A 23,383-nucleotide genomic window follows, 5' to 3' on the forward strand; every position below is an offset into this window, starting at 1 on the left:
ACCCAGACCGGACCGATGCCCAAGACGAATCTCGCGACATTCGCCCCATCGCCATTGCGCGTCCTGCAGGCCGCCGCAGCCCTCTGTCTGGCGCTCAGCAACGCCGCACACGCCGACCTGTCCCTCTTGCAGCCGCCACGCTCGCTCACGGGCGGCGCCCCGCTGCAGTTGACACTGCTCGCCACACAGGACTCGCCGGGGCGCAAGACCATCACGCTGCCCGACGAGATCGTCGTTCGCATCTCGAACGACGATTTCAAGCCGACGCTGCTGCGTCTGAAGCGCGCGGCCGTCACCCCGGCGCAGCTCACGCTCTCGAACGGACAGTTCCGGCGCGTCGCCTACGCCGCCGCGCTTCCCGCCGAGTTGCGCGGCACGGTGCGCGTCGAGCCGCTGGACTGGGACGCCTCGACCACGACCATCGTGCTCGATCGCGCCGCGCCTGCCGAGCCGATGGTGGCCGCGGCGCCCGCCTCCCGGGCGTCCGCTGCGGGCGCTGAAGTCGCGTCGTCCACGTCGGCGGCAGCGGCGGCGCCCCCATCGGCCACCAGCGCATCGGCCACCAGCGCATCGGCGACCGGCGCGGCGGGCAGCGTGCCGCCTGACGCGATCGCTCCCACGAGCGACACCGAGTTCGCGCGCATCTCCTCCAACGAGCCGATGTACATCGCGTTCGGCAAGAACGGGGACACCAACGCGCGTTTTCAGCTCAGCTTCAAGTTCCACATCCTCAAGCCGGACAATCCGTCGTCCAAGGCTTTCCTGGACAACCTCTACTTCGGCTACACGCAGTTGTCCGTCTGGGACCTGGAAGCGGAGTCAGCGCCGTTTCGCGACTCCAACTACCGCCCGAGCCTTTTTTACTATGTGCCCGACACCGGCGTGCGCGCCGGCTGGTTCACGTCGCTCGGAGTGGCCGCAGGCATCGAGCACGAATCCAACGGCAAGGCCGGCGACGACTCGCGCAGCATCAACACCGTCTTCGTCAAGCCGATCCTCACGTTCGGCAACCCGTCCGACTATCACTGGACGGTCGCGCCGAAGCTCTACGCCTATCTGGAAAAGAAGGACAACAGCGACATCCAGGACTACCGCGGCTACATGGACCTGCTCGTGCTGTGGGGCAAACCCAACGGGTGGCAGATCGGCGCCACGCTGCGCAAGGGCATGAAACGCAATTACGGCAGCGTGGACGTGCAGGTGACCTATCCGCTCGGCAAGCTCATTCCGGGCACCGGCGGCTATATCTGGCTGGGCTACTTCACGGGTTACGGTGAAGACATGCTCGACTACAACCGCCATTCGCCGTCGCAGGTGCGCATCGGGTACAGCGTTTTCCGCTGGTAGCACGACAACGCGGCGGCGCGCTCACAGCACCAGCACCAGCGCTCCGCCGACGATCAGCGCGCCGCCGATCGCCGTCTTGAGCGTCAGCGGTTCGCCCAGCACGATCCAACCGATCAGGATCGCCATCGCCACGCTCAGCTTGTCGAGCGGCGCCACTCCCGATACGGGCCCGAGTTGCAGCGCCCGGAAATAGCACAGCCACGACAGGCCGGTCGCCACCCCGGAGAGCACCAGGAACAGCCAGGTGCTGGCGCTCAGGCTGGCGGGGCGCTGCCATTCGCCGCGCATGGCAACGATAGCGAGCGTCACCGCGAAGATGATGACCGCACGGATCAGCGTGGCCATGTTCGAATTGACGTGCGCCACGCCGAGTTTGCCTAACACCGCCGTCAGCGCGGCGAAGAACGCCGAGCCCAGCGCGAAAAGTTGCCAGCTGCGCAGCATGGAATTCCTTCATATCGGCAGCGATCTGCCGGTAAACACCAGAAACACGGACGAAAGTCCATACCTAGCGTCGGCCGTGGGGGAATCCGGGCCGGCGCCGCCATCGGTGCGATAATGGCACCTTCTGTTTGACTGCCTCACCCAGCCGCCCGCCCCTATGTCCGAATTGCACGACCGCCCCGACAGCCCTTGCATTGGCGTTTGCTCGACCCTCTTCGACGAGGTCTGCAAGGGTTGCGGGCGCACTGCCTACGAAGTCTCGAACTGGGTCTTCTTCTCCGAAGAGGAAAAGGCGGCCGTGTGGGCGCGCATTGCCCGGGAAGGCAAGGCAATGCGCTTCTGTGAAAACAGCACTGCGAACGGCACTACGACTTCGCAACCTTGAACTGCAACGACTTGTACTCGAGAAACTCCTCGAAGCCGTACACGCCGTTCTCCCGCCCGTGGCCCGACTGCTTGAAGCCGCCGAACGGGGCCTGTACGTTGAACTCCCCGCCATTGATGTCCACCTGTCCGGTGCGGATCTGACGCGCAACGCGCACGGCCCGCGCCTCGTCGCCGGACCACACGCCGCCGCCCAGCCCATAAATCGAGTCGTTGGCAATGCGCACGGCGTCGGCTTCGTCCTCGTATGTGATGATCGAGAGCACTGGACCGAAGATCTCCTCTTGCGCAACGGTGGCATCCGGCGCCACCCGGCCGAGCACCGTCGGCTGCACGAAGAAGCCCGTCTCGAAGCCCTCGGGCACCGTCTCGCCGCCGGCGATCAGCTCGGCGCCTTCGGCCAGCCCCTTGCGGATGTAGTTCAGCACGCGCTCGCGCTGGGCGGCTGACGCCAACGGCCCCAGACGCGTCGACTCCTCGCGCGGATCGCCCAGCGTAAAGCGCGCGACCGCCTCCTTCACCAGCGTCTTCACTTCCTCGTAGCGCGACGCCGGCACCAGCATGCGCGTGTGTGCCGAGCAGGTCTGTCCGGAGTTCAGGTAGCAGGCGTTGAGCGTGCCCTTGACCGCAGCGGCCAGGTCCGCGTCGTCAAGCACCACGGACGCCGACTTGCCCCCCAGCTCGAGCGCCACGCGCTTGACGGTCTGCGATGCCACTTCCGACACTCGCTTGCCCGCCCGCGTCGATCCGGTAAACGACACCATGTCGACGTCCGGATGTCGCGCCAGCACCTCACCGACGACCGGGCCCAGTCCCGTCACCAGGTTGAAGACGCCCGCCGGCAAGCCGGCCTCGGCGATCACCTCGGCGAGAATGAACGCATTGAACGGCGCCACTTCGGACGGCTTGAGCACCACCGTGCAGCCCGCCGCCAACGCCGGCGCGACCTTCAGCGTGATTTGATTTAGCGGGTAGTTCCAGGGCGTGATTGCCCCTACGACTCCTACCGGTTCGCGCACGACGAGCGAGTTGCCCACGCGCGCCTCGAACTCGAACGACTCGACGAGCTCGGCGTACTTGTTCCAGTGATAGATCGGGCCGCCCACCTGGATGGCGCGCACGAGCTTGATGGGCATGCCCGTCTCACCCGTCATGGCCTGCGCCAGATCGTCGCCGCGCGCCTTCAGTCCCGCCGCGATCTTGCGCAGGTAGCCCGCCCGTTCGGCCGGCGTCGTGGCGGCCCAGCTGTCGCGCGCCCGGCGGGCAGCCGCAACGGCTGCTTCGGCGTCCTGCACGGCGCCTTCGGGAATCCGCCCCATGAGCGTCGCGTCAGCGGAGTGAAACACCTCGAGCGTGCCCTGCCCCACCGGGGCGACCCACTTTCCGTCGATATAGAACTTGTCGTGCGTGATCATGCATTGCCTCCTGATGCCATTAGGACACGAGTTAGGACACGAGTTAGGACACGAACGTGTCATTGTAGTGCGCTTGCGCGTTCGCTTTGGTGTCGCAGCGCCCGTATACGCAAACAGGGCGCCTGCAACGCAAGCGCCCTGCATGGGACCGCCAATGCCGGAGAAGCCCGGTGTCAGACTTCCACGCCCTGGCTCGCCAGGTATTCGTCGTAGGTGCCCTGGTAGTCGACAAGCGTGCCGTCGCTCTTCACTTCGATGATGCGCGTGGCCAGCCCCGACACGAACTCGCGGTCATGCGACACGAAAATCAGCGTGCCCGGATACTTGTCGAGCGCGATCTGCAGCGATTCGATCGACTCCATATCCATGTGGTTGGTCGGCTCGTCCATCATCAGCACGTTGTGGCGCCCGAGCATCAGCTTGCCCCAGATCATGCGGCCCTTCTCGCCGCCCGAGAGCACGCGCACCGACTTGCGCACGTCGTCGCCGCCGAACAGCAATCGCCCCAGCGAGCCGCGGATCACCTGGTCGTCGTCACCTTCCTTGGCCCACTGCGACATCCAGTCGGTCAGCGTCACGTCTTCCGGGAACGCCTCGGAGGTGTCCTGCGGCATATAGCCGATGTTGGCGTTCTCGGCCCACTTCACGTGGCCGGCGTCGACCGGCAGATCCGCCATCAGGCAGCGCAGCAGCGTGGTCTTGCCCGCGCCGTTCTCGCCAATGATCGCCACGCGCTCGCCAGCGCGCACCGCACCCGAGTAATCCTTGAAGATCTGGCGGTCGAACGATTTCGCAATGCCCTCGAATTCGAACGCGAGGTTGTGCAGCTTCTTCTCGAATTCGAAGCGGATGAACGGGTTCTGGCGCGACGACGGCTTGACGTCCTCCACCTTGATCTTTTCGATTTGCTTCAGACGGCTGGTCGCCTGACGCGCCTTCGACTTGTTCGCCGAGAAGCGGCGCACGAAGTCCTGCAGGTCGGAGATGCGCTCCTTCGCCTTCGTGTTCGCCGCCATCTGGCGCTCGCGCGCCTGCGCCGACGCCAGCATGTAGTCGTCGTAGTTGCCCGGGTAGATGGTGAGCGTGCCGTAGTCCATGTCGGCCATGTGCGTGCACACGGCGTTCAGGAAGTGGCGGTCGTGCGAAATGATGATCATGGTGGAGTTGCGCTCGTTGAGCACGTCTTCCAGCCAGCGGATCGTGTTGATGTCCAGGTTGTTGGTCGGCTCGTCGAGCAGCAGCACGTCCGGATTCGAGAACAGCGCCTGCGCGAGCAGCACGCGCAGCTTCCAGCCCGGCGCCACGTTGCTCATCGGCCCCTGGTGCTGCTCCGTCGGAATGCCCACGCCGAGCAGCAGTTCGCCGGCGCGCGCTTCGGCCGTGTACCCGTCATACTCGGCGAACTTCGCCTCGAGTTCAGCGGCGTGCATGTAGTCGTCGTCCGTCGCTTCCGGATTGGCGTAGATCGCGTCGCGCTCGCTCATGGCGGCCCACATTTCCGTGTGGCCCATCATCACGACGTCGAGCACGCGCATGTCTTCGTAGGCGAACTGGTCCTGCTTGAGCTTGCCGAGACGCACGTTCGGTTCGAGCATGACGTTGCCCGAGCTCGGCTCCAGGTCGCCGCCGAGGATTTTCATGAACGTCGACTTGCCGCAACCGTTCGCGCCGATCAGGCCATAGCGGTTGCCCCCGCCGAACTTGACGGAGATGTTCTCGAAAAGCGGCTTGGCGCCGAATTGCATCGTGATATTGGCGGTAGACAGCACAGGCGGTATCCGGGAGATGAGGTGCGGTGGCACGAAATTGCGCCACGAAACCCGACATTTTAGCACCGATGCGTGTCACGCGTGCCCTTGCCGGCGCCTGCCCGCCCAGCCCTTCCCATGGCGGCAGGCGTGCGCTCGGCGAAAAAAACCGCCGGGGGCGCCGGCGGTTGCTGCGCGACAGGCGCGCGCGCCCAGCCGCGCCGGGGCGAGCCGCCTTACTGCTTGGGCAGCGAGCCTTCCACGCCCTCGACGAACCAGTTGATCTGATGCTTCTCGTCATCGTTGAGCGTCTTGCCGGGCGGCACGATCTCCTTGCCGTCCTGGCCCTTGATCGGACCGGTGAACGGGTCGTACTTGCCGTCGCGGATGGCATCGTGGCGCTGGGCCACCGCCTTGCGCGCCGCCTCGGGCACGGCCTTGTCGTTGATCGCGACGAGGTTGATCTCGTCTTCCTTGATGCCGCCCCAGACCGGTGTGTTCTTCCAGGTGCCCTGCATCACTTCGTCGACGGTGCGAATGTAGTACTTGCTCCAGTCGATGGCCGCCGAGGCCAGGTGCGCATTGGGGCCGAACTTGCTCATGTCCGAATCCCAGCCGAAGGCATGAATCTTCTTCTCTTCGGCCACTTGCATCACCACGGCCGAGTCGACGTTCTGCATGAGCACGTCCGCGCCCTGGCCGACGAGCGACTCCGCCGCCTGACGTTCCTTGCCCGGGTCGAACCAGCTATTGATCCAGACGACCTTCACCTTGACCTTCGGGTTCACTTCACGCGCGGCAAGCGTAAAGGCGTCGATGTTGCGGATGACTTCGGGAATCGGCACCGAGGCCACATAGCCGATGACGTTCGTCTTCGTCACATGACCGCCCACGACGCCGGCCAGGTGGGCACCTTCGTAAGTGCGCACGTCATACGTGCCGAGGTTCGGCGCCGTCTTGAAGCCGGTGGCGTGCTCGAACGTCACGTCGGGGAAGTCGGCCGCGGTCTTGACCATCGAATCCATGTAGCCGAACGACGTACCGAAGACGAGCTTGTTGCCCTTGCTCGCCAGATCGCGGAACACGCGCTCCGAGTCGGCGCCTTCGGGCACGTTCTCCACGCGCGTCACGGTGACCTTGTCGCCGAACTTCGCTTCGACCGCCTTCGCACCCTGCTCGTGCGCGTAGGTCCAGCCCGCATCGCCGGGGTTGCCGATGTAGACGAATGCCACGCCCATCGGCCCCTTGGCTGCTGGCGCTGCCGACGCGGCCTGCGCGTCGGACGCCGCGCCCGGGGCGCCGGCCGTGCTGCTTTCCTGCTTGCCGCAGGCGGACATCAGCATGGCGGCCGCCAGGCTCGCCATCGTGATCAGGACTTTACGTCGCATCGATTCTCTCCTCGTCATCGATTTGTTTCAGGTGGGTGTTTTTTGAAGTGCGCCGGCAAGGCGCGACACAGTGACGGTGCGCCGGCTCATGACCCCGCGAAGAACGGCTTGCCCAGCGACGCCGGCGCATTGAGCCGGATCGTCTGACGGTTGTGCGAGATGATCACCAGCACCACGATCGTCGCGAGATACGGCAGGCTCGCCAGCGCCTGAGACGGAATACGCATGCCCATGGCCTGCGCCTGGAACTGCAGCGCCATCACCACGCCGAAGAGCAGCGCGCCGAGCACCGTGCGCCCGGGCCGCCAGGTGGCGAACACCACCAGCGCCAGCGCGATCCAGCCGCGGCCCGCGGTCAGATTTTCCTGCCACAGCCGCAGATAGCCGACCGAGTAATATGCGCCCGCGAGCCCGGACATGGCTCCGCCGAAGAGCGTGGCGAGATAACGGATGCGCACGACCGGGTAGCCGATGGCGTGGGCGACGGACGGGGCTTCGCCGATCGAGCGCAGCACCAGTCCCGCGCGCGTGCGATAGAGGAACCCCGCGATCGCCGCCAGCAGCGCCACGGCGAGATAGCCAAGCGGGTTGAGTGAAAAGATCGACGGGCCGAGCACGGGGATCGCCGAGAGGCCCGGGATCGGCACGTCGCGCAGCATCGGGATCGTGGCGTCGGTGTAGGGACGCCCGACATACGCCGAGAGCCCGACGCCGAAGATGGTCAACGCAAGCCCCGTGGCGACCTGATTGGCCATCAGCGAGAGCGTGAGCCAGGCGAAGACGGCGGACATCGCCACCCCGGCGGCGACCCCGGCGAGCACGCCGAGCCAGAGGCTGCCCGTCTGCACGGTGACGGCGAAGGCGCCGATGGCGCCCATGAGCATCATGCCTTCCACCCCGAGGTTGAGCACGCCCGACTTCTCGGTAACGAGCTCGCCGAGCGCGGCGAGCATGAGCGGGATGGCGGCAATCACGGCGCTCGCGGCGAGCGGTGTGAGCAGATGGATCCAGTTCACGGCGCGCTCCTCAGGTCTGGCCCGCCACCGCCCGGGTGCGGCGGCGCAGGCGGTAATTCACGAAGACGTCGCACCCCAGCAGGCTGAAGAGCAGCAGCCCCTGGAAAACGCCGCTGATGGCCTTGGGCAGTTGCAGCGACGTCTGCACCGCTTCACCGCCGAGATATAGCAGCGCCATGAGCAGGCTCGCGAGCACGATGCCGACCGGATGCAGTCGTCCGACGAACGCCACGATGATGGCGGTAAAACCATAACCGGGCGCCCACGTCGCCTGCAGTTGCCCGACCGGGCCGGCAACCTCCCCGGTGCCGGCGAGCCCTGCCGCCGCCCCGCCGATGAGCAAGGCAAGCCAGACCGCGCGCGGCTCGGAGTAGCCGGCATAGCGCGCGGCGAGCGGCGCGAGGCCACCCACTTCCATGCGGTAGCCGGCAAAGCTCTTGCGCATGAAGAACCACGCGGCCGGCGCCGCGGCCACCGCCATGAAGATCGACGCGTTCAGACGCGTACCGCGCCACGGCGCCCAGTGCCAGTCGCCGAAAAACCGCGGGAACAGCGCGTCGCGGCCAAAGTTGATGGACTGCGGGAAGTTCATCCCATGCGGGTCCTGCCACGGCCCGCTCACCAGATAAATGAGCAGTTGCGTGGCGACGTAGGTCAGCATCAGGCTCACGAGAATCTCGTTGGCGTTGAACCGCACGCGCAGCAGCGCGGGGATCGCGGCCCACAACATGCCGCCGAGCGCGCCCGCGGCCATCATCAGCGGCAGGAGCCACGCGCCGCCGCGACCGTCGAAATGAATGGCGACGCCCGACGCGAAGATGCCGCCGAGCAGCAGTTGCCCTTCCGCGCCGATGTTCCATACGTTTGCACGGTAGCCAATGGCGAGGCCCAGCGCAATGAGACACAGCGGCGAGGCCTTGAGCAGTAGCTCGGACCAGCCGTTCAGACTGCTGACCGGCGCGAGGAAGAAAGCGGCCATGGCCTGCGCCGGGTTCTTCCCGAGCAGACTGAAGACGAGCACCCCGCCGGCCAGCGTGACGAGCGTGGCCGCGAGCGGCATGACAAGCCGCATGGCGTGCGAGGGACTTGGCCGCGGCTCAAGCGTGAAATCGAACATGTTGTCTGGGAATCGATGAAAACCGATGAATACACGCCGGCCGCCGCGACAGTGCCGCCTCGTCGCCGCATACCGTTGTGCCGCCGTCATACGGTGCCAGCGGCCAAGCGCCGGGCGCTGCCGGCGCGCGCCTCGCCCACTGCCTCACGCCGCACGCTCGCCCGGACCGCCGGGGAACATCCCCGCCATCCACAGACCGATCTCGCGCGCGTCCGTCTGCTCCGGCTTGCGCACCGGCGAGAGCCGCCCCTGCGCGAGCACCGTGATCCGATCGCAGATCTCGAACAACTCGTCGAGCTCCTCGGAGAGCACGAGCACCGCCACCCCGCGCGCCGACAAGTCGAGCAACTGTTGACGGATGAAGCTCGCCGCGCCAACGTCCACGCCCCAGGTCGGCTGCGCCACCACGAGCACGCGCGGCTCCTGCAGGATCTCCCGGCCGACGATGAACTTCTGGAGGTTGCCGCCGGACAGGCTCTGCGCTGCGGCCTGCGGCCCGCCGGCCTTGACGTTGAAGCGCTCGATGCATTGTGCCGCAAAGCGGCGCAGCGCCTTGCGACGGATCCATCCGCCGCGCAGCAGCCCGAGATGGGGCGTGCCGGCCGCGCCCAGCAGCGCGTTGTCGGCGAGCGACATGCTGGGCACGGCGCCGCGCCCCAGCCGCTCCTCCGGCACGTAAGCCAGTCCGAGGCGGCGGCGAGCGGCGGGGCCCATGCGGCCAACGGCGCGCGAGTTCAGGGTAATGGCGCCGGCGTGCGGCGCGCGCGCCTCTCCGGACAGCGCGGCCAGCAGTTCCGCCTGGCCGTTGCCGGACACGCCGGCGATACCGACGATTTCGCCCGCATGCACGTCGAGATTCACGTCGCGCAGCGAAGTGCCGAACGGATCGTCGCTCGCCATCGTGAGTTGACGCAGCGAGAGCAGCACCTCGCCCGGTTGATGCGCGCGGCGCTCGATCTGCGGCAGCGCGCGGCCGATCATCATCTGCGCCAGCGTATCGGCCGTTTCCTCGCGCGGGATCGCATGCCCCGACACGCGGCCGGCGCGCAGCACGGTCGCGCGATCGCACAATTCGCGGATTTCGTCGAGCTTGTGACTGATGTAGACGATGCTGCAGCCTTCGGCCGCCAGGCGACGCAGCGTCGCAAAGAGCTTCTGGACCGCCTGCGGCGTGAGCACCGAAGTGGGCTCGTCCATGATCAGCAAGCGCGGGTTCTGCAGCAGGCAGCGCACGATTTCGACGCGCTGCCGTTCACCGACGGACAGGCTGTGCACGTGACGCACGGGGTCGACTTCGAGCCCGTATTGCGCCGACACCTCCCGGATGCGCTCGGCCAGCGCCTTCAGGTCGTGACCGGCGCCGTCGAGCGCGAGCGAAATGTTCTCCGCAACGGTGAGCGTCTCGAACAACGAGAAATGCTGGAACACCATGCCGATCCCCAGCCTGCGGGCCGCGGCCGGGCTGTCGATGCGCACCGGCTCGCCCTCCCAGCGAATTTCGCCGGCGTCGGGACGCACCGCCCCATAGATGATCTTCATCAGGGTGCTCTTGCCAGCGCCATTCTCGCCCAGCACCGCGTGGATCTCGCCGGGCAGCACGCGCAACGCGACGTCGTCGTTGGCCAGCACGCTCGGGTAGCGCTTGGTAATGCCCGAGAGCGCCAGGCGTGGGGTCGGTTCGGGATGGGATGTCACTGGGAAAATTCTGAGTCCTGGGCTTGGGCGGGACGAAAATACCCAATTCGCGGGCAATTGTCGAGCGTGTGTCAATAAGATGGCATCCCCGGTCTCATTGCGCGCGACAGCCGTCTGTTTTGGTGATAGGGACTTTCCGCTATGGAGTCGGCCGCCCTTGTGCCTCATAATGATTTACTTATGCACTACTGGGTCCGACATATTCGGATTGTTATATTTCTATGAGCCAAAACCGTGAACCGATCGACACTTATTTGCTGCGCGTGCTGCACACCTTGCTGATCGAGCGCAGCGTCACGCGCGCGGCTGTCAAGCTGAACCAGTCGCAGCCGGCGATCAGTGCGGCCTTGCGGCGTCTGCGAGACATCACGGGCGATCCCCTGCTCGTGCGCGGCAAGTCCGGCATGGTGCCCACCGAGTACGGTCAGTCGCTGCTGGAGCCGACGCAGAACGCGCTGCGCGAAATCGAGCGCATCACGGTTCAGCAGTCGAATTTCGATCCCGCCACCACGGTGCGCACGTTTCGGATCGGCTCGCCCGACTATCTCAATACGCTGTTCGTGCCGACCGTCGTCGAACGTTTCCGGCAGCAGGCGCCCAACGCCCAGCTCGAACTGCACTCGCTCGGCCCGGCCTTCGACTACGAGCATGCGCTCGAAGACGGCAAGGTCGACATCGTCATCGGCAACTGGCCCGAACCGCCCGAGCAACTCCACCTCTCGAATCTCTTCGTCGACCAGATCGTCTGCCTCGTGCGCAACACGCACCCGTATGCCAAGCGCGGCCTCACGCTCGACCAGTATCTCGCCAGCCCGCATCTCGCGCCCACGCCCTACTCCGTCGCGCAACGCGGCGCCATCGACATGCATCTGGCGCGCGAGCGTCTGAAGCGCAACGTCGTCGTCACGATCCCGTACTTCAACCTCGCGCCCTACGTGCTGCTCAAGTCCGATCTCATCTTCACGACGACACGGCTGTTCGCCGATCACTACGCGGAATTTCTGCCGCTGACCGTGCTCGAGACGCCGATCGACTTTCCGCCGATGCAGTACTACCAGCTCTGGCATGAGCGCACCCACTACTCGGACGAAGTGCGCTGGCTGCGCAGCGTGATCTCCGACGCCACGCGCACGCTGCTCGACGCCCGGGCGCAACCCTGATCGCCGAAGTGCCGGGGCGCTCGCCGGTCGGCACGCGGTGCGGCGCCCCACGCGTGGCCGCGCACCGGTTTTACCGGCGGAGCGGCCCCCACCGCTCCGCCGAACCGCATGGCGGCGTTCCCCATGCACAGGAACCCCGCCCCCGACTTCCCGCTTGCCCATTGCCACGCTCGGCCGCACACCATGAATATGCGGCCGGCATGGCAACGCTTCACCGGGAAGCCTCGGCCAGTTGCCGCGCCAGCGCGTTGTGACGCGTGACGAGCGACGGCAGGTCGAGCGTCGTCAGACGCCCTTCGCGCACCACCACGCGTCCGTTCACCACGCTGTACGCGGCTTGTCCGGGATTACAGAAGACCAGCGCCGCGACCGGATCGTGCAGGCCGCCGGCCATGCCGACGCCGCGCGTGTCGAACGCCACGAAGTCGGCCGCCATGCCCGCGGCGAGCACGCCGATGTCGTCGCGCCCGAGCACGCGCGCGCCGCCCACGGTCGCAATCTCCAGCGCTTCGCGCGCCGTCATCGCGTTCGGGCCGAAGCCGACGCGCTGCAACAGCAAGGCCTGACGCGCCTCGTTGATCATGTGTCCCGCATCGTTGGACGCCGAGCCGTCCACGCCGAGACCGACCGGCACGCCGGCGTCGCGCATGCGGCGGATCGGCGCGATGCCCGAGGCGAGCCGCATGTTCGAGCACGGGCAATGCGCCACACCGGTGCCCGTCTTCGCGAAAAGCGCGATGCCGGCGTCGTCGAGCTGCACGCAGTGGGCGTGCCATACGTCGTGCCCGACCCAGCCCAGGTCCTGCGCATACTCGGCCGGCGTCATGCCGAACTTCTCGCGGCTGTATGCAATATCGTTGACGTTCTCCGCCAGGTGCGTGTGCAGCGACACGCCATAGTGGCGCGCCATCGCCGCCGACTCGCGCATGAGGTCGCGACTGACGGAGAACGGCGAGCACGGCGCCACGACCACGCGCAACATCGCGTAGCGGCCCGCGTCGTGATACGTCTCGATGAGTCGCTGCGTGTCCGCGAGGATGTCCGCTTCACGCTCGACCACGCGGTCGGGCGGCAGGCCGCCCTGGCTCTGCCCCACGCTCATGCTGCCGCGGCTCGCGTGAAAACGCATGCCGATCTCGGCGGCCGCCTCGATGCTGTCGTCGAGCTTGCAGCCGTTCGGGTAGATATAGAGATGATCGCTCGACGTCGTGCAGCCCGAGAGCAGCAACTCGGCCATGGCCGTCTGCGTCGAGACGCGGATCATCTCCGGCGTGAGGTTCGCCCACACCGGGTAGAGGTTCGTCAGCCAGTTGAACAGCTCGCCGTCCTGCGCGGCCGGAATGGCGCGCGTGAGGCTCTGGTACATGTGGTGATGCGTGTTCACGAGGCCCGGGATGACGACGTGCCCGCTCAGGTCGAGCACTTCGTCGGCGGTGGCCGGCAGCGTGTCGCTGGTGCCGACGGCCACGATTCGGTTGTCTTCCACGTAAAGCCCGCCGCGGGCGATCTCGCGACGGCCGGCATCCATCGTGACGAGGACGTCGGCATTCTTGACGAGCAGTGTTTTGCTGGTTTGAGAACGGGTTGTCATGGTGTAGTGACGTGGAATCGATGACCTGTGAACGAACGGGGCGCCGCGCTCAGTGCGCCTCGAGCCCCATGCCCGCGCCGTTGGGCTTGCCGTGGCCGTTGGCCACCGGCGCCTTGAAGCCGTTGAAGTAAGCGTTGAGGATCACGGCCGAGAGCGTCGCGAGCAGAATGCCACTATGGAGCAACGGGGCCAACTGCTCGGGCATCTTGGCGAAAAACTTGTTCGACGCGACCGGAATCATGGCCATGCCGATGCTGATCGCCACGATATACAGGTTGTAGCGGTTGTTCGAGTAGTCGACCTTCGACAGGATCTTGATGCCCGTGGCGAGCACCATGCCGAACATCACCACGCCCGCGCCGCCGAGCACGAATTGCGGAATCGAGGCGACGACCACCGACATCTTGGGAATCAGGCCGAACACGAGGAGGATGACGCCCGCGGCCGCGCAGACCCAGCGGCTCTTCACCCCCGTCACGCCAACCAGACCGATGTTCTGCGAGAACGACGTGTGCGGGAACGTGTTGAACACGCCGCCGATCACGGTGGCCACGCCGTCCACGCGCAGGCCGGCCACGAGCGTCTTCTCGTCGACGGGCTTGCCGACGATTTCGCCGAGCGCGAGGAACATGCCCGTCGATTCGATGAACGTGATCAGGATCACGATGGTGAGCGTGAGGATCGCCCACGGATCGAAGACCGGCATGCCGAAGTGAAACGGCAGCACGATGTCGAACCACTTCACCTGATCGAGACCGTCGAAGTTCACCTTGTGCAGCAGCAACGCGATCACGAAGCCGAACAGAATGCCCAGCAGCACGGCGATGTTCGAGAAGAAGCCCTTCACGAAACGCGTGACCAGCAGAATGAAGACGAGCACCGCGAACGACACGCCAAGGTAGACCGGATCACCGTAATCGGGGTTGCCCACGCCGCCGGCCGCCCAGTTGATGCCCACGCCGATGATGGTCAGACCGATGGACGTGATCACGATGCCGGTGACGATCGGCGGGAAGAAGCGCAACAGCTTGCCGACGACGGGCGCCACGAGCGTGCCGATGACGCCCGAGGCGATGGTCGCCCCGAAGATGCCGGGCAGGCCGAGCGACGGATTGGTGCCAATGGCGAGCATCGGTCCGACGGCCGCGAACGTCACGGCCATGATGACCGGCATGCGGATGCCGAAGCGGCCCACCCCCACGCTCTGCAGGAGGGTTGCGATGCCGCAGCACATCAGGTCGGCGGAAATGAGGAAGGCGATCTGGTCCTTGGGCAAGCCAAGGGCGCCGCCGATGATGAGCGGCACGGCTACCGCGCCCGCATACATCACCAGCACGTGTTGCAGGCCCAGCATGAACAGTTTTCCGATCGGCAGTCGCTCGTCGACCGGATCCACCACGGCTTTGGTTGTCACACTCATTGCGTCTCCGTCCCAGGGGGGCTGTTTGATTGATATTTTTGGGGTGGCTCAATGGTGCAGGCCGACGCCTTTTGCGGCAAGACCGGCGCCGGCTATAGTGTTTTTTTCATAGAACGTATGCATGAATGCTTATCATGCGTTGCGGGTTTTCCCCAAGCATGCACGCAGGCATTGGGCTTTCCGGGCGGGTGGTCTCCCACCGTGAAAACGCCTCATGCGCCAAGCGTTATAAGCTGGATAACAGAATCAAATAAGGGTGACGAAAATCCCCGGTTCTGTGCATCGGGCCTCCATTCGAGATCGCTTGCCGGCATATTGAGGCCTGTCATCTTTCTGTCCGACTTGGCGGGGTATGTGCGCGTTTTTATCTTTGGTATTGCGCGCGTTGTCCGGCTGCCATCTCCCTACAATGCAGCCATCCATCACAGGAGACATCATGGGACGACTGACTACCCACGTACTTGATACATCGCACGGCAAGCCGGGCGCGGGCATTCGTGTGGAGCTCTGGCGCGTGGACGGCGAGCGCCGTTCGCTGCGTGACGTGCAGACCAATCACGACGGCCGTTGCGACAAGCCGCTGCTCGAAGGCGAGGAGTTCGTCGCCGGCGAATACGAGCTGGTATTTCACGCGGGCGACTACTTCGCCGCCCAGGGCGTGGAAGTGCCCACGCCGCGCTTCGTCGATCGCGTCGTGTTGCGCTTCGGCATTGCGGAGCCTTCGCAGCATTACCACGTGCCCCTTCTGGTGTCGCCGTGGAGCTTTTCCACGTATCGCGGCAGCTAAGACAAGCGCGAGCGTGAACGTCAGGCAGTTGAGGAGAACATAAGATGGAAGCGTTTATTACCGACTGGGTCAATCTGTTGCTGCGCTGGCTGCATGTGGTGGCGGCGATCGCATGGATTGGCGAGTCGTTCTATTTCGTGATGCTGGACAACGGCCTGAAGCCGCCCAAGGCCGCCGAAGACAAGCAAAAAGGCGTGTTCGGCGAGATGTGGTCGGTGCACGGCGGCGGTTTCTATCACGCGCAGAAATACCTGAATTCGCCGCCGCAGATGCCGGAAGACCTGCACTGGTCGAAGTGGAAGTCGTATACCACATGGCTCTCGGGCTTCGCCCTGTTCTGTGTGCTGTACCTGCTGCAGCCGCAGACGTATCTCATCGACAAGAACGTGATGGATCTGCAACCGGGTCAGGCCGTGGGCCTCGCGGTGGCGTTTCTGATCGGCGGCTGGTTCGTCTATGACTTCCTGTGCCGCATGCTGGGCAAGAACGAGCGCGTGCTCGGTGTTGCCGTGGCGCTGTTCGTGATCGCCGCAACATACGCGACGACGCACATCTTCGCCGGCCGCGCCGCATTCCTGATCGTGGGGGCGATGATGGCCACCTCGATGTCGGCCAATGTGTTCTTCTGGATCATTCCGGGGCAGCGCAAGAGTGTGGCCGCGCTCTCGAAGGGGGAAGTTCCGAACCCGATCTGGGGCAAGCTCGGCAAGCAACGCTCGGTGCACAACACGTATTTCACGCTGCCGGTCGTGTTCATCATGATCAGCAACCACTACGCGTTCACGTACAGCAATCCGTACAACTGGGTGATCCTCACGATCATCATGGCTGCGGGCGCGATGATTCGTCAGTTCTTCGTGCTGCGTCACGCAGGCAAGAATCTGTATGCGCTGCCGGTCGCGGGCGCCGCCCTGCTCGCCGGCGTGGCGGTGTTCGCCGCGCCGCGCCCGGCGCCCGCTCCCGCCGCTGGCGCGCACGGTGAAGCCGCCGCCCCCGCGGTGAAGCTCTCGGAGATCCAGCCGATCGTCACGCAACGGTGCGCCACCTGCCACTCGGCCAAACCGACGATGATGGGCAGCGCACCGGCAGGCGTGATGCTCGACACGCCGGCGGAGATCTCTCAGAACGCGCAGCGCATTTATCAGCAGGCCGTGGCGCTCAAGTCGATGCCGCTGGGCAACGTGACCCAGATGACCGACGACGAACGCCAGAAGATCGCCGCCTGGTTCAACGGCGGCGCGCAACAATAGCGGCCGGACCGTCCTTCTTGCTGGACCCATGTTGGGGCGCTTCGGCGCCCCTTTTTTATGTGCGCTACGCGGCGCCCTCGTCCCGCGTGAGGCCGATGTCGCGTGCGGCGGGGGGCTCACGGAAACGAGCCCCCGGGAACTTCGTCTCGGGGACAGAGGTCTCTATCACGCGTCCGGCAGTCCGGGCGTGGTGTTTTGGGGCAGCGGCGGCATCGGCCAACCCTCCCATGACGTCAGATGACCGGCAGGCCACGTCCACGTCACGTCACGAGACTCCATGAGCTTTCTTCTTTTTTCCGCTTCACGGCAAGGCGTTGTCTGGTTGCATCTGCACCAGGCGATGTTTCCGCCGTCCCTCTCCGGGCCACGCTAGCGGGCCTTTGTGCGCGGCTCGCCAGCGCACGCCCGCCGGCCTGTCCGTGCGCACGTTCGTTACGGGCAGCGCGCCCACGCCGTCGCTTGCGCGTGGGTGGCGATCCATCGCTTCGAATTCTCGGCATTTTTCGATGTGCAAGCCACGGTGAGCCGCGTCCCGACACGACGCGGCGATTTGTCATCGGGGGGACCATGTCTCTATCCACGCATTCCAACGCTTCCAACACGCTACAGGGCGCGAGGACGTCCCTGCTCAAGCAGTTCACGTCGCTCGCGGTTCCGACGATCCTGTCGGGCTGGGTCTACACCGTCTACACGCTGATCGACGGCATTTTCATCGGCCGTCACGTCGGCCAACAGGCGTTGGCCGCATTGAATCTGGTCGTACCGCTGCTCTACGTCCCCTACGCGATCAGCGTGATGGTCGGCGTGGGCGGCGCCACACTGATCGCTCGTCTGCTTGGCGAGCAGCGACACGCCGATGCGCGTCGGGCGTTCTCACAGGTGCTCTGGGTGATGTTCGCCTCCGGCATCGCGATGAGCGCCGGCCTACTGGCGTTCAGGCACGAGATCGCTGCCGCGCTCGGCGCGCAAGGCGCCATCACGAACGACGTGGTGGCCTATCTCTCGGGCTGGGGATGGTTCGTGCTGTTCGCCAATGGTCTGTACGCCATGGAGCTGTTTCTTCGCGTGGAGGGCGCGCGCGCCGCGCGCTTCGGCCTCTACGCGATGTTCCTCGGCGCGCTCGCCAACGTGGCGCTGGACTACTGGCTGATTGTCGTGCGCGGTATGGGGATGTACGGCGCGTCGCTGGCAACGGGTATCTCGATGATGGTCTCGAGCAGCGCAATGTTCGCCTATCACCTGTGGCTCGCGCGCAAGGTCGTGCCCGCGGCGCAGGCGTTTGGCGGCGGCACGGTCCACGTCTGGCGCGCCATGTACAACGGTGCGTCCGAGTTTCTCGGCGCGATCGCCCCCGCGGTAACAGTATTCGCCTTCAATCGCGTGATCCTGGCGAATTTCGGCGAGCCGGGTCTCGCGGCGTATGCCATCCTGGAATACATGACGCTCGGCGCCACTGTCACGATGGTCGCCCTCGTGCAGAGCATGCAGCCGATGATCAGTTTCTATCGCGGCGCCCGCGACACGCGATCGCTGCGCGGGTCGTTCCGGCTCGGCGTGATGGCGGTACTGGGCTTCTCGCTGGCGGTGGCCATCGCGATGGCAACGCTGGCGCGTCCGCTGACGTTCGCGTTCCTGCCGTCGGGCGGACAGGCGTGGTCGATTCTCGAACACGCGGTGCTGTGGTACGCCCTCGCCTTCCTGCCGGCGGCCGGCAACCTGATCGTGGCCGGCTTCCTGACGGCGGTGGAAGCACCGGGCCCGTCCGCGGTCATTGCAATGCTGCGCAGTTGGGTGCTGCTGCTCGGTATGCTGTGGTGGCTCGACGCATGGCTCGGCGGCGAAGCCATCTGGTACACGCTGCTGATCACGGAAACAGTGACGCTCGCCGTCAGCGTCTGGCTCTACTGGCGCCATGCACGCGGCGAGAAGTTGTTGCCCGCTGCGGCGATGCGCTGAGCGGCGCGGTTCAACGAAGAAACGGCGCGGCCCGACGGTCACGCCGTTTCCGTTGCCATTTTCGTTTCCGTTTCCGTTTCCGCTACCGTTCCCGAGGCCGCTCAGGACGGTATCTTCAGCGAGAAGGTCTGCGCGAGCGACTGCACGCTGCCCGGCTGCGCGGCGCCCGGAATGCCTTCGGGCGGCGCGGCGAACGGCGGCAAGGCCGTCGGGGCGCCCGGCGTCACCGCAGCCCATTGGGGCTCGGGCAGTTCGTTGAACACCTGGCGCAAACGCGCCCCCCACGTGTCGTGAATCATCCGGTAGTACACGTTCTCGTCGTCCAGCGATGCAAAGCGCGTCACCCGCAGCGAATTTTCCTCGTACACGAGCAGGTCGAGCGGCAGGCCTACCGAGACATTGGAGCGCAGCGTGGAATCCATGGAGATCAACGCGCATTTCGCTCCGTCGTCGAGCGACGTGGCCGGCGTCACGAGCCGGTCGATGATGGGCTTGCCGTACTTCGACTCGCCGATCTGGAAGTACGGATTGACGGAGGATGCTTCGATGAAGTTGCCTGCGGAGTACAGTTGGAACAGGCGGCTCGGCGCGCCGGCGATCTGTCCGCCGAGCAGGAAGCTGCAGTTGAAGTCGACGCCGAAGGTCTCGAGCGCCTTGGCGTCTCGCGCGTAGACGTCGCGGATGGCCTGGCCGACGACGCGCGCGACATCGGTCATGGATTTGGCGTTCCACAGCGTATCGGTGTCGCGTGCGTCGATGAGTTGCTGGCGCACGGCCTGCGTCACCGCAAGGTTGCCCGCCGAGAGCAGTACGAGCACGCGCTCGCCCGCCTGCTCGAACACGAGCATCTTGCGGAAGGTGCTCACGTGATCGACGCCCGCATTGGTGCGGGTATCGGAGAGAAAGACCAGCCCGGCGTCGAGCTTCATGGCCACGCAGTACGTCATGTCGTTCCTGTCTTGCGAATCTTGCGAAGCGTCGGCAGCGTCGCACGAAAGTCTATTGTTGTCGATCGATCGGCGCGGCGTCGACGATGACGTTCACGTGCAGCGCCTCCGTCGCCCCGCCGCTGCGCATGCCTCGCACGGGCGCGGCCGATTCGTAATCGCGCCCGACGGCCAGCCGGCAGTAGTTGCCGCTGGCAAAGCAGGCGTGCGTCACGTCGATGCTGACCCAACCCGCGCCGTCGACCCAGACGTCGACCCACGCGTGGCTGGCGGCGTGCGGTACGTCGCCGGGATCGATGTATCCGCTGACGTAACGCGCCGGCACCCCACGCGCCCGGCACACGGCAAGCATGAGGTGCGCGTGGTCCTGGCAGACGCCGCGCCCCAGCGCCAGCGCCTGCGCCGCGGTACTGGTCACCGCGGTAATGCCGGACTCGTAGTCGACGGCGTCACAAATAGCGGCGGCAAGCGCGAGCAAGTCGTCAACGGTCGCCACGCCCGCGGCCCCTGCCAGCGCATCGATGGCTTCGCTGCGCGCGGTGAGCGGCGTCGGGCTGGCGAAGGATAACACTGGAACGGCATGAGTCGTCTCGCCGAGCCTGCCGTCGACGAGCGGCGTGGTTTCCACCTCTCCCTCGGCAAGCAGGCGGATCTCGCTGTGCGGCTGGTGCAGCACGAGGGTGTGCATGTCGTTGCCATAGGCGTCTCGGGCAGCAGTGAGTTTGCCAGGCGCGCTCAGCCGCCATTGCACTATGCGCTGCCCGCCTGAGGCCGCAGGCGTGAGCCGCAACTGCTGGATGGTGTAGCGCACCGGCGAGTCGTAGCGGTAGGTGGTTTCGTGACGGATGGTCAGGCGCATGGTGTCAGGCGGCGAGCGGAATCAGGAAGGTCTGGCTGATCTTGTTGCCGAGCACGGACACGCGTTCGAGAAACTCGGTGAGTACGGCGTGCAGTCCCTGTTGCTGGATTTGCCGGATATCGGTGTACTTGAGTTCGGCTTGCAGTTTGCCGGCATATCGCTCGACGTCGCCAGACTGGGCGTTGGAGAGCGTGGCCAGGTTCTCGCACACGCCGTTGAGGGACGCGAGCAGCGAGCGCGGCATGTGGGGATTGAGCATGAGGAGTTCCACGACACGCTCGGGGGTAATGACGTCGCGATAGACCTTTCGGTAGATCTCGAACCCGGACACGCTGCGCAGCACGGCAGACCAGTAGTAGAAGTCGGTGGGATGCGACGCATGGGGACCGGCCCGGTCGGCGCGCACGGCCTCATGAAAGCGCACGTCGAGAATCCGCGCGGTGTTGTCGGCGCGTTCGAGAAAAAGGCCGAGGCGCGTGAAGTAGAACGCGTCGTCCTGGAACAAGGTGCCGAAGCTCACGCCGCGCGAAAGGTGGGAGCGCACTTTGACCCATTCGAACAGGTGGGCAGGATCGTGTTCGAGCAGGTCGAGCATTCTGGGAAACTCGAGCCAGGTGCTGTTGACGGTTTCCCACAGTTCGGTGGTCAGGGTGCCGCGCACGGCGCGCGCGTTTTCGCGGGCTGCCGCGAGGCAGCAGGCAATACTCGAGGGATTGTCGCGGTCACGCACGACAAAGTCGAGCACGTTGGCCCGCGTGGCGCGCGAGTGTTTGCGGTTGAATGCAGGCTCGAGCTCGGAGATGCGCAGCGTGGCGCGCCAGCCGGCTTCGTCGTCGAAGGCGCTCGTGGGCACGGGCGGCTCGGTGTCGTCTTCGTCGTCGATGGCATCCTGCGGCAGCAGCAGATTCTGTAGATTGACGTCCAGAAGACGTGCCGTGTTTTCTGCCCGCTCCATGTAGCGGGCCATCCAGAACAGGTGATCGGCGGTGCGGCTGAGCATGATGGATTTCCGAGGGGTATTCGGTCTTGTCAGTACGGGCTGCCTTCCGATGGCTGCTTCATTCCGCTGGCTGCCTTCCGTTGGCTGCTTTCGGAGCGTTGCTTTGGTCGATCGGCTTTGGTCGATCGGCTTTGGTCGGTGTGTTCTCGCGATTACTTTTCGAGCACCCAGGTGTCTTTCGTGCCCCCGCCCTGCGACGAGTTGACGACGAGCGAACCTTCGGTCAACGCCACCCGCGTGAGGCCGCCGGGCACCATGGTCACGCTCTTGCCCGACGACAGCACGAACGGCCTCAGGTCGATGTGCCGCGGCGCGATCCCGGCTTCGACGAAAGTCGGGCAGGCGGACAGCGCCAGCGTGGGCTGCGCGATGTAACCGTCCGGCTTCGCGATGAGCCGTTCGCGGAAGGCCTCGATTTCCGCCCGGGTGGACGCCGGGCCGACAAGCATGCCGTATCCGCCCGCGCCGTGGACTTCCTTGACGACGAGTTCGCCGAGATGCTCGAGCGTATATGCGAGGTCGTCCGCACGGCGGCATTGGTAGGTCGGAACGTTGTTCAGGATCGGCTTTTCGCCGAGGTAGAACTCGATCATGTCGGGCACGAACGGGTAGATGGACTTGTCGTCCGCCACGCCGGTGCCAATGGCGTTGGCCAGCGTGACGCGTCCGGCCCGGTACACGCTCAGCAGGCCGGGCACGCCCAGCGTGGAGTCGGCGCGGAATGCGAGCGGATCGAGGAAGTCGTCGTCGATGCGCCGGTAGATGACGTCGACGCGTTTGGGGCCGTTGGTGGTTCGCATGTAGACGAGGTTATCCTCGACGAACAGGTCCTGCCCCTCGACCAGTTCGATCCCCATTTGCTGGGCGAGGAAGGCGTGCTCGAAGTACGCGGAGTTGTAGATGCCCGGCGTCATGACGACGACGGTGGGGTCGTCAACGCCCGTCGGGGCGACCGCGCGCAAGCTGTCGAGCAGTAGATCGGGGTAATGCTCGACCGGCGCAATGCGGTTCCTCGCGAACAGCTCGGGGAACAGGCGCATCATCATCTTTCGGTTCTCGAGCATGTACGAGACGCCGGACGGAACACGCAGGTTGTCCTCCAGCACGTAGAAGGCACCGTCGTCGCCGGTTCCCGCTCTGACGACATCCACGCCGGCGATGTGCGCGTATATGCCGCCGGGCACGTCCACGCCCTGCATCTCGGGGCGATACTGCGCGTTCATGAGCACCTGCTCGGGCGGAATCACGCCGGCTCGCAATATCTCCTGTTCGTGGTAGACGTCGTGGACGAACCGATTCAATGCCTCGACTCGCTGGCGCAAGCCGGTCTGCAGGGTCTGCCACTCATGTGCGGGAATGATTCTCGGGATCAGGTCGAAGGGAATCAGTCGCTCGGTCCCCGCATCATTCCCATACACGGCAAAGGTGATCCCCACCCGGCGAAACGCCAGATCGGCTTCGGCGCGCTTATGGTGCAAGACATCGTCGGACTGGCACTTCAGCCAGTCGTCAAATCGCCGGTAGTGCGAACGCGTCGCGCCCGTGACGCTCGCCATCTCGTTATAGCTCTCGACCATATGCTTCTCCGCAGATTGCTGTGTCGAGATCGAGCAATAAATATGCCCGAGCTATGCCCCCCTTCCGGCACGGTTTCGGTGCGCAATTCGCTTTCGCGCACCACGCCGGTGATCTGGAGTATAGGATTCGGCGCTGTCGGCGTTCCGGCTTTTTCCGCGGCCATAAAAAACGCCGGGGGGCCCCGGCGTTTGTCTGGTGCTGTTATGGCTCGCCCTATGCAACCTTCTTTGTGGTTCGGGCCGCGTCCAACGCGGCCTGCGTCAACAGATAGACGCCCGGCA

19 protein-coding genes are annotated in these 23,383 nt (G+C 65.4%); 6 read left to right on the forward strand and 13 right to left on the reverse strand.

What is annotated here, in order from left to right; genetic code table 11:
- Positions 1 to 15: 15 nt before the first annotated feature.
- On the forward strand, positions 16 to 1,347 hold the full coding sequence (locus tag PNO31109_RS21080; protein ID WP_150557400.1) for a phospholipase A: 1,332 nt from the start codon (positions 16 to 18) through the stop codon (positions 1,345 to 1,347).
- 21 nt (positions 1,348 to 1,368) lie between these two features.
- Here the strand turns inward: PNO31109_RS21080 and PNO31109_RS21085 are convergent, their stop codons facing one another.
- On the reverse strand, positions 1,369 to 1,791 hold the full coding sequence (locus PNO31109_RS21085; protein ID WP_150557401.1) for an EamA family transporter: 423 nt from the start codon (positions 1,789 to 1,791) through the stop codon (positions 1,369 to 1,371).
- A 157-nt stretch (positions 1,792 to 1,948) separates the two neighbouring features.
- Here PNO31109_RS21085 and PNO31109_RS21090 point away from each other — a divergent pair, with 157 nt between their 5' ends.
- Positions 1,949 to 2,176 carry a DUF1289 domain-containing protein gene (locus PNO31109_RS21090; RefSeq protein WP_150557402.1) on the forward strand — a complete coding sequence of 76 codons (228 nt, stop codon included), beginning with the start codon at positions 1,949 to 1,951 and terminating at the stop codon, positions 2,174 to 2,176.
- Here PNO31109_RS21090 and PNO31109_RS21095 read toward each other — a convergent pair.
- From PNO31109_RS21095 to PNO31109_RS21120, 6 genes are all read right to left on the reverse strand, one after another.
- Positions 2,157 to 3,590, reverse strand: a complete 1,434-nt coding sequence (locus PNO31109_RS21095; protein ID WP_150557403.1) for an aldehyde dehydrogenase family protein — start codon at positions 3,588 to 3,590, stop codon at positions 2,157 to 2,159. The two genes, PNO31109_RS21090 and PNO31109_RS21095, sit on opposite strands and share 20 nt — an antisense overlap.
- A gap of 173 nt (positions 3,591 to 3,763) precedes the next feature.
- Positions 3,764 to 5,359, reverse strand: a complete 1,596-nt coding sequence (locus tag PNO31109_RS21100) for an ABC-F family ATPase (RefSeq protein WP_150557404.1) — start codon at positions 5,357 to 5,359, stop codon at positions 3,764 to 3,766.
- 215 nt (positions 5,360 to 5,574) lie between these two features.
- Positions 5,575 to 6,726, reverse strand: coding sequence for a BMP family ABC transporter substrate-binding protein (locus tag PNO31109_RS21105; protein WP_150557405.1), 1,152 nt, complete (start codon positions 6,724 to 6,726; stop codon positions 5,575 to 5,577).
- Positions 6,727 to 6,812: 86 nt separating this feature from the next.
- On the reverse strand, positions 6,813 to 7,733 hold the full coding sequence (locus PNO31109_RS21110; RefSeq protein ID WP_206111498.1) for an ABC transporter permease: 921 nt from the start codon (positions 7,731 to 7,733) through the stop codon (positions 6,813 to 6,815).
- Between the two features lie 19 nt (positions 7,734 to 7,752).
- A complete protein-coding gene (locus PNO31109_RS21115; protein ID WP_150557407.1) occupies positions 7,753 to 8,859 on the reverse strand; it encodes an ABC transporter permease in 1,107 nt (368 codons plus the stop codon).
- A gap of 144 nt (positions 8,860 to 9,003) precedes the next feature.
- Positions 9,004 to 10,722 (reverse strand): ABC transporter ATP-binding protein, encoded by a 1,719-nt coding sequence (locus PNO31109_RS21120; RefSeq protein WP_150557408.1) that lies wholly within the window; start codon positions 10,720 to 10,722, stop codon positions 9,004 to 9,006.
- A 53-nt stretch (positions 10,723 to 10,775) separates the two neighbouring features.
- Between PNO31109_RS21120 and PNO31109_RS21125 the strand changes: the two genes are divergently transcribed.
- On the forward strand, positions 10,776 to 11,714 hold the full coding sequence (locus tag PNO31109_RS21125; protein ID WP_150557409.1) for a LysR substrate-binding domain-containing protein: 939 nt from the start codon (positions 10,776 to 10,778) through the stop codon (positions 11,712 to 11,714).
- 211 nt (positions 11,715 to 11,925) lie between these two features.
- Here the strand turns inward: PNO31109_RS21125 and PNO31109_RS21130 are convergent, their stop codons facing one another.
- On the reverse strand, positions 11,926 to 13,305 hold the full coding sequence (locus PNO31109_RS21130; protein WP_150557410.1) for an 8-oxoguanine deaminase: 1,380 nt from the start codon (positions 13,303 to 13,305) through the stop codon (positions 11,926 to 11,928).
- Between the two features lie 49 nt (positions 13,306 to 13,354).
- A complete protein-coding gene (locus tag PNO31109_RS21135; protein WP_150557411.1) occupies positions 13,355 to 14,725 on the reverse strand; it encodes a nucleobase:cation symporter-2 family protein in 1,371 nt (456 codons plus the stop codon).
- 436 nt (positions 14,726 to 15,161) lie between these two features.
- On the opposite strand from PNO31109_RS21135, the gene uraH reads away from it, so the two are divergent.
- From uraH to PNO31109_RS21150, 3 genes are all read left to right on the forward strand, one after another.
- Positions 15,162 to 15,512, forward strand: a complete 351-nt coding sequence (uraH, locus tag PNO31109_RS21140; protein ID WP_150557412.1) for a hydroxyisourate hydrolase — start codon at positions 15,162 to 15,164, stop codon at positions 15,510 to 15,512.
- Positions 15,513 to 15,556: 44 nt separating this feature from the next.
- Positions 15,557 to 16,762, forward strand: coding sequence for a urate hydroxylase PuuD (locus PNO31109_RS21145; RefSeq protein ID WP_150557413.1), 1,206 nt, complete (start codon positions 15,557 to 15,559; stop codon positions 16,760 to 16,762).
- 567 nt (positions 16,763 to 17,329) lie between these two features.
- On the forward strand, positions 17,330 to 18,718 hold the full coding sequence (locus PNO31109_RS21150; RefSeq protein WP_150557414.1) for an MATE family efflux transporter: 1,389 nt from the start codon (positions 17,330 to 17,332) through the stop codon (positions 18,716 to 18,718).
- Positions 18,719 to 18,819: 101 nt separating this feature from the next.
- Here the strand turns inward: PNO31109_RS21150 and PNO31109_RS21155 are convergent, their stop codons facing one another.
- The 4 genes from PNO31109_RS21155 to PNO31109_RS21170 form a co-directional block, all read right to left on the reverse strand.
- Positions 18,820 to 19,665 carry a proteasome-type protease gene (locus PNO31109_RS21155; RefSeq protein WP_150557415.1) on the reverse strand — a complete coding sequence of 282 codons (846 nt, stop codon included), beginning with the start codon at positions 19,663 to 19,665 and terminating at the stop codon, positions 18,820 to 18,822.
- A 52-nt stretch (positions 19,666 to 19,717) separates the two neighbouring features.
- On the reverse strand, positions 19,718 to 20,524 hold the full coding sequence (locus tag PNO31109_RS21160) for a transglutaminase family protein (RefSeq protein ID WP_150557416.1): 807 nt from the start codon (positions 20,522 to 20,524) through the stop codon (positions 19,718 to 19,720).
- A 4-nt stretch (positions 20,525 to 20,528) separates the two neighbouring features.
- A complete protein-coding gene (locus PNO31109_RS21165) occupies positions 20,529 to 21,524 on the reverse strand; it encodes an alpha-E domain-containing protein (RefSeq protein ID WP_150557417.1) in 996 nt (331 codons plus the stop codon).
- Positions 21,525 to 21,676: 152 nt separating this feature from the next.
- The gene (locus tag PNO31109_RS21170) at positions 21,677 to 23,101 is read right to left on the reverse strand and encodes a circularly permuted type 2 ATP-grasp protein (protein WP_174966492.1); all 1,425 of its coding nucleotides are present in this window, start codon (positions 23,099 to 23,101) and stop codon (positions 21,677 to 21,679) included.
- Between the last annotated feature and the right edge of the window lie 282 nt (positions 23,102 to 23,383).

Source organism: Pandoraea nosoerga, from assembly GCF_902459585.1.
Lineage (GTDB): Bacteria > Pseudomonadota > Gammaproteobacteria > Burkholderiales > Burkholderiaceae > Pandoraea > Pandoraea nosoerga.

Coding starts and splice junctions, on each gene's coding strand:
- PNO31109_RS21080 (WP_150557400.1), top strand. CDS start 16: ATGCCCAAGACGAATCTCGCGACATTCGCCCCATCGCCATTGCGCGTC.
- PNO31109_RS21085 (WP_150557401.1), bottom strand. CDS start 1,791: ATGCTGCGCAGCTGGCAACTTTTCGCGCTGGGCTCGGCGTTCTTCGCC.
- PNO31109_RS21090 (WP_150557402.1), top strand. CDS start 1,949: ATGTCCGAATTGCACGACCGCCCCGACAGCCCTTGCATTGGCGTTTGC.
- PNO31109_RS21095 (WP_150557403.1), bottom strand. CDS start 3,590: ATGATCACGCACGACAAGTTCTATATCGACGGAAAGTGGGTCGCCCCG.
- PNO31109_RS21105 (WP_150557405.1), bottom strand. CDS start 6,726: ATGCGACGTAAAGTCCTGATCACGATGGCGAGCCTGGCGGCCGCCATG.
- PNO31109_RS21115 (WP_150557407.1), bottom strand. CDS start 8,859: ATGTTCGATTTCACGCTTGAGCCGCGGCCAAGTCCCTCGCACGCCATG.
- PNO31109_RS21120 (WP_150557408.1), bottom strand. CDS start 10,722: ATGAGGCACAAGGGCGGCCGACTCCATAGCGGAAAGTCCCTATCACCA.
- PNO31109_RS21125 (WP_150557409.1), top strand. CDS start 10,776: ATGAGCCAAAACCGTGAACCGATCGACACTTATTTGCTGCGCGTGCTG.
- PNO31109_RS21130 (WP_150557410.1), bottom strand. CDS start 13,305: ATGACAACCCGTTCTCAAACCAGCAAAACACTGCTCGTCAAGAATGCC.
- PNO31109_RS21135 (WP_150557411.1), bottom strand. CDS start 14,725: ATGAGTGTGACAACCAAAGCCGTGGTGGATCCGGTCGACGAGCGACTG.
- uraH (WP_150557412.1), top strand. CDS start 15,162: ATGGGACGACTGACTACCCACGTACTTGATACATCGCACGGCAAGCCG.
- PNO31109_RS21145 (WP_150557413.1), top strand. CDS start 15,557: ATGGAAGCGTTTATTACCGACTGGGTCAATCTGTTGCTGCGCTGGCTG.
- PNO31109_RS21150 (WP_150557414.1), top strand. CDS start 17,330: ATGTCTCTATCCACGCATTCCAACGCTTCCAACACGCTACAGGGCGCG.
- PNO31109_RS21155 (WP_150557415.1), bottom strand. CDS start 19,665: ATGACGTACTGCGTGGCCATGAAGCTCGACGCCGGGCTGGTCTTTCTC.
- PNO31109_RS21160 (WP_150557416.1), bottom strand. CDS start 20,524: ATGCGCCTGACCATCCGTCACGAAACCACCTACCGCTACGACTCGCCG.
- PNO31109_RS21165 (WP_150557417.1), bottom strand. CDS start 21,524: ATGCTCAGCCGCACCGCCGATCACCTGTTCTGGATGGCCCGCTACATG.
- PNO31109_RS21170 (WP_174966492.1), bottom strand. CDS start 23,101: ATGGTCGAGAGCTATAACGAGATGGCGAGCGTCACGGGCGCGACGCGT.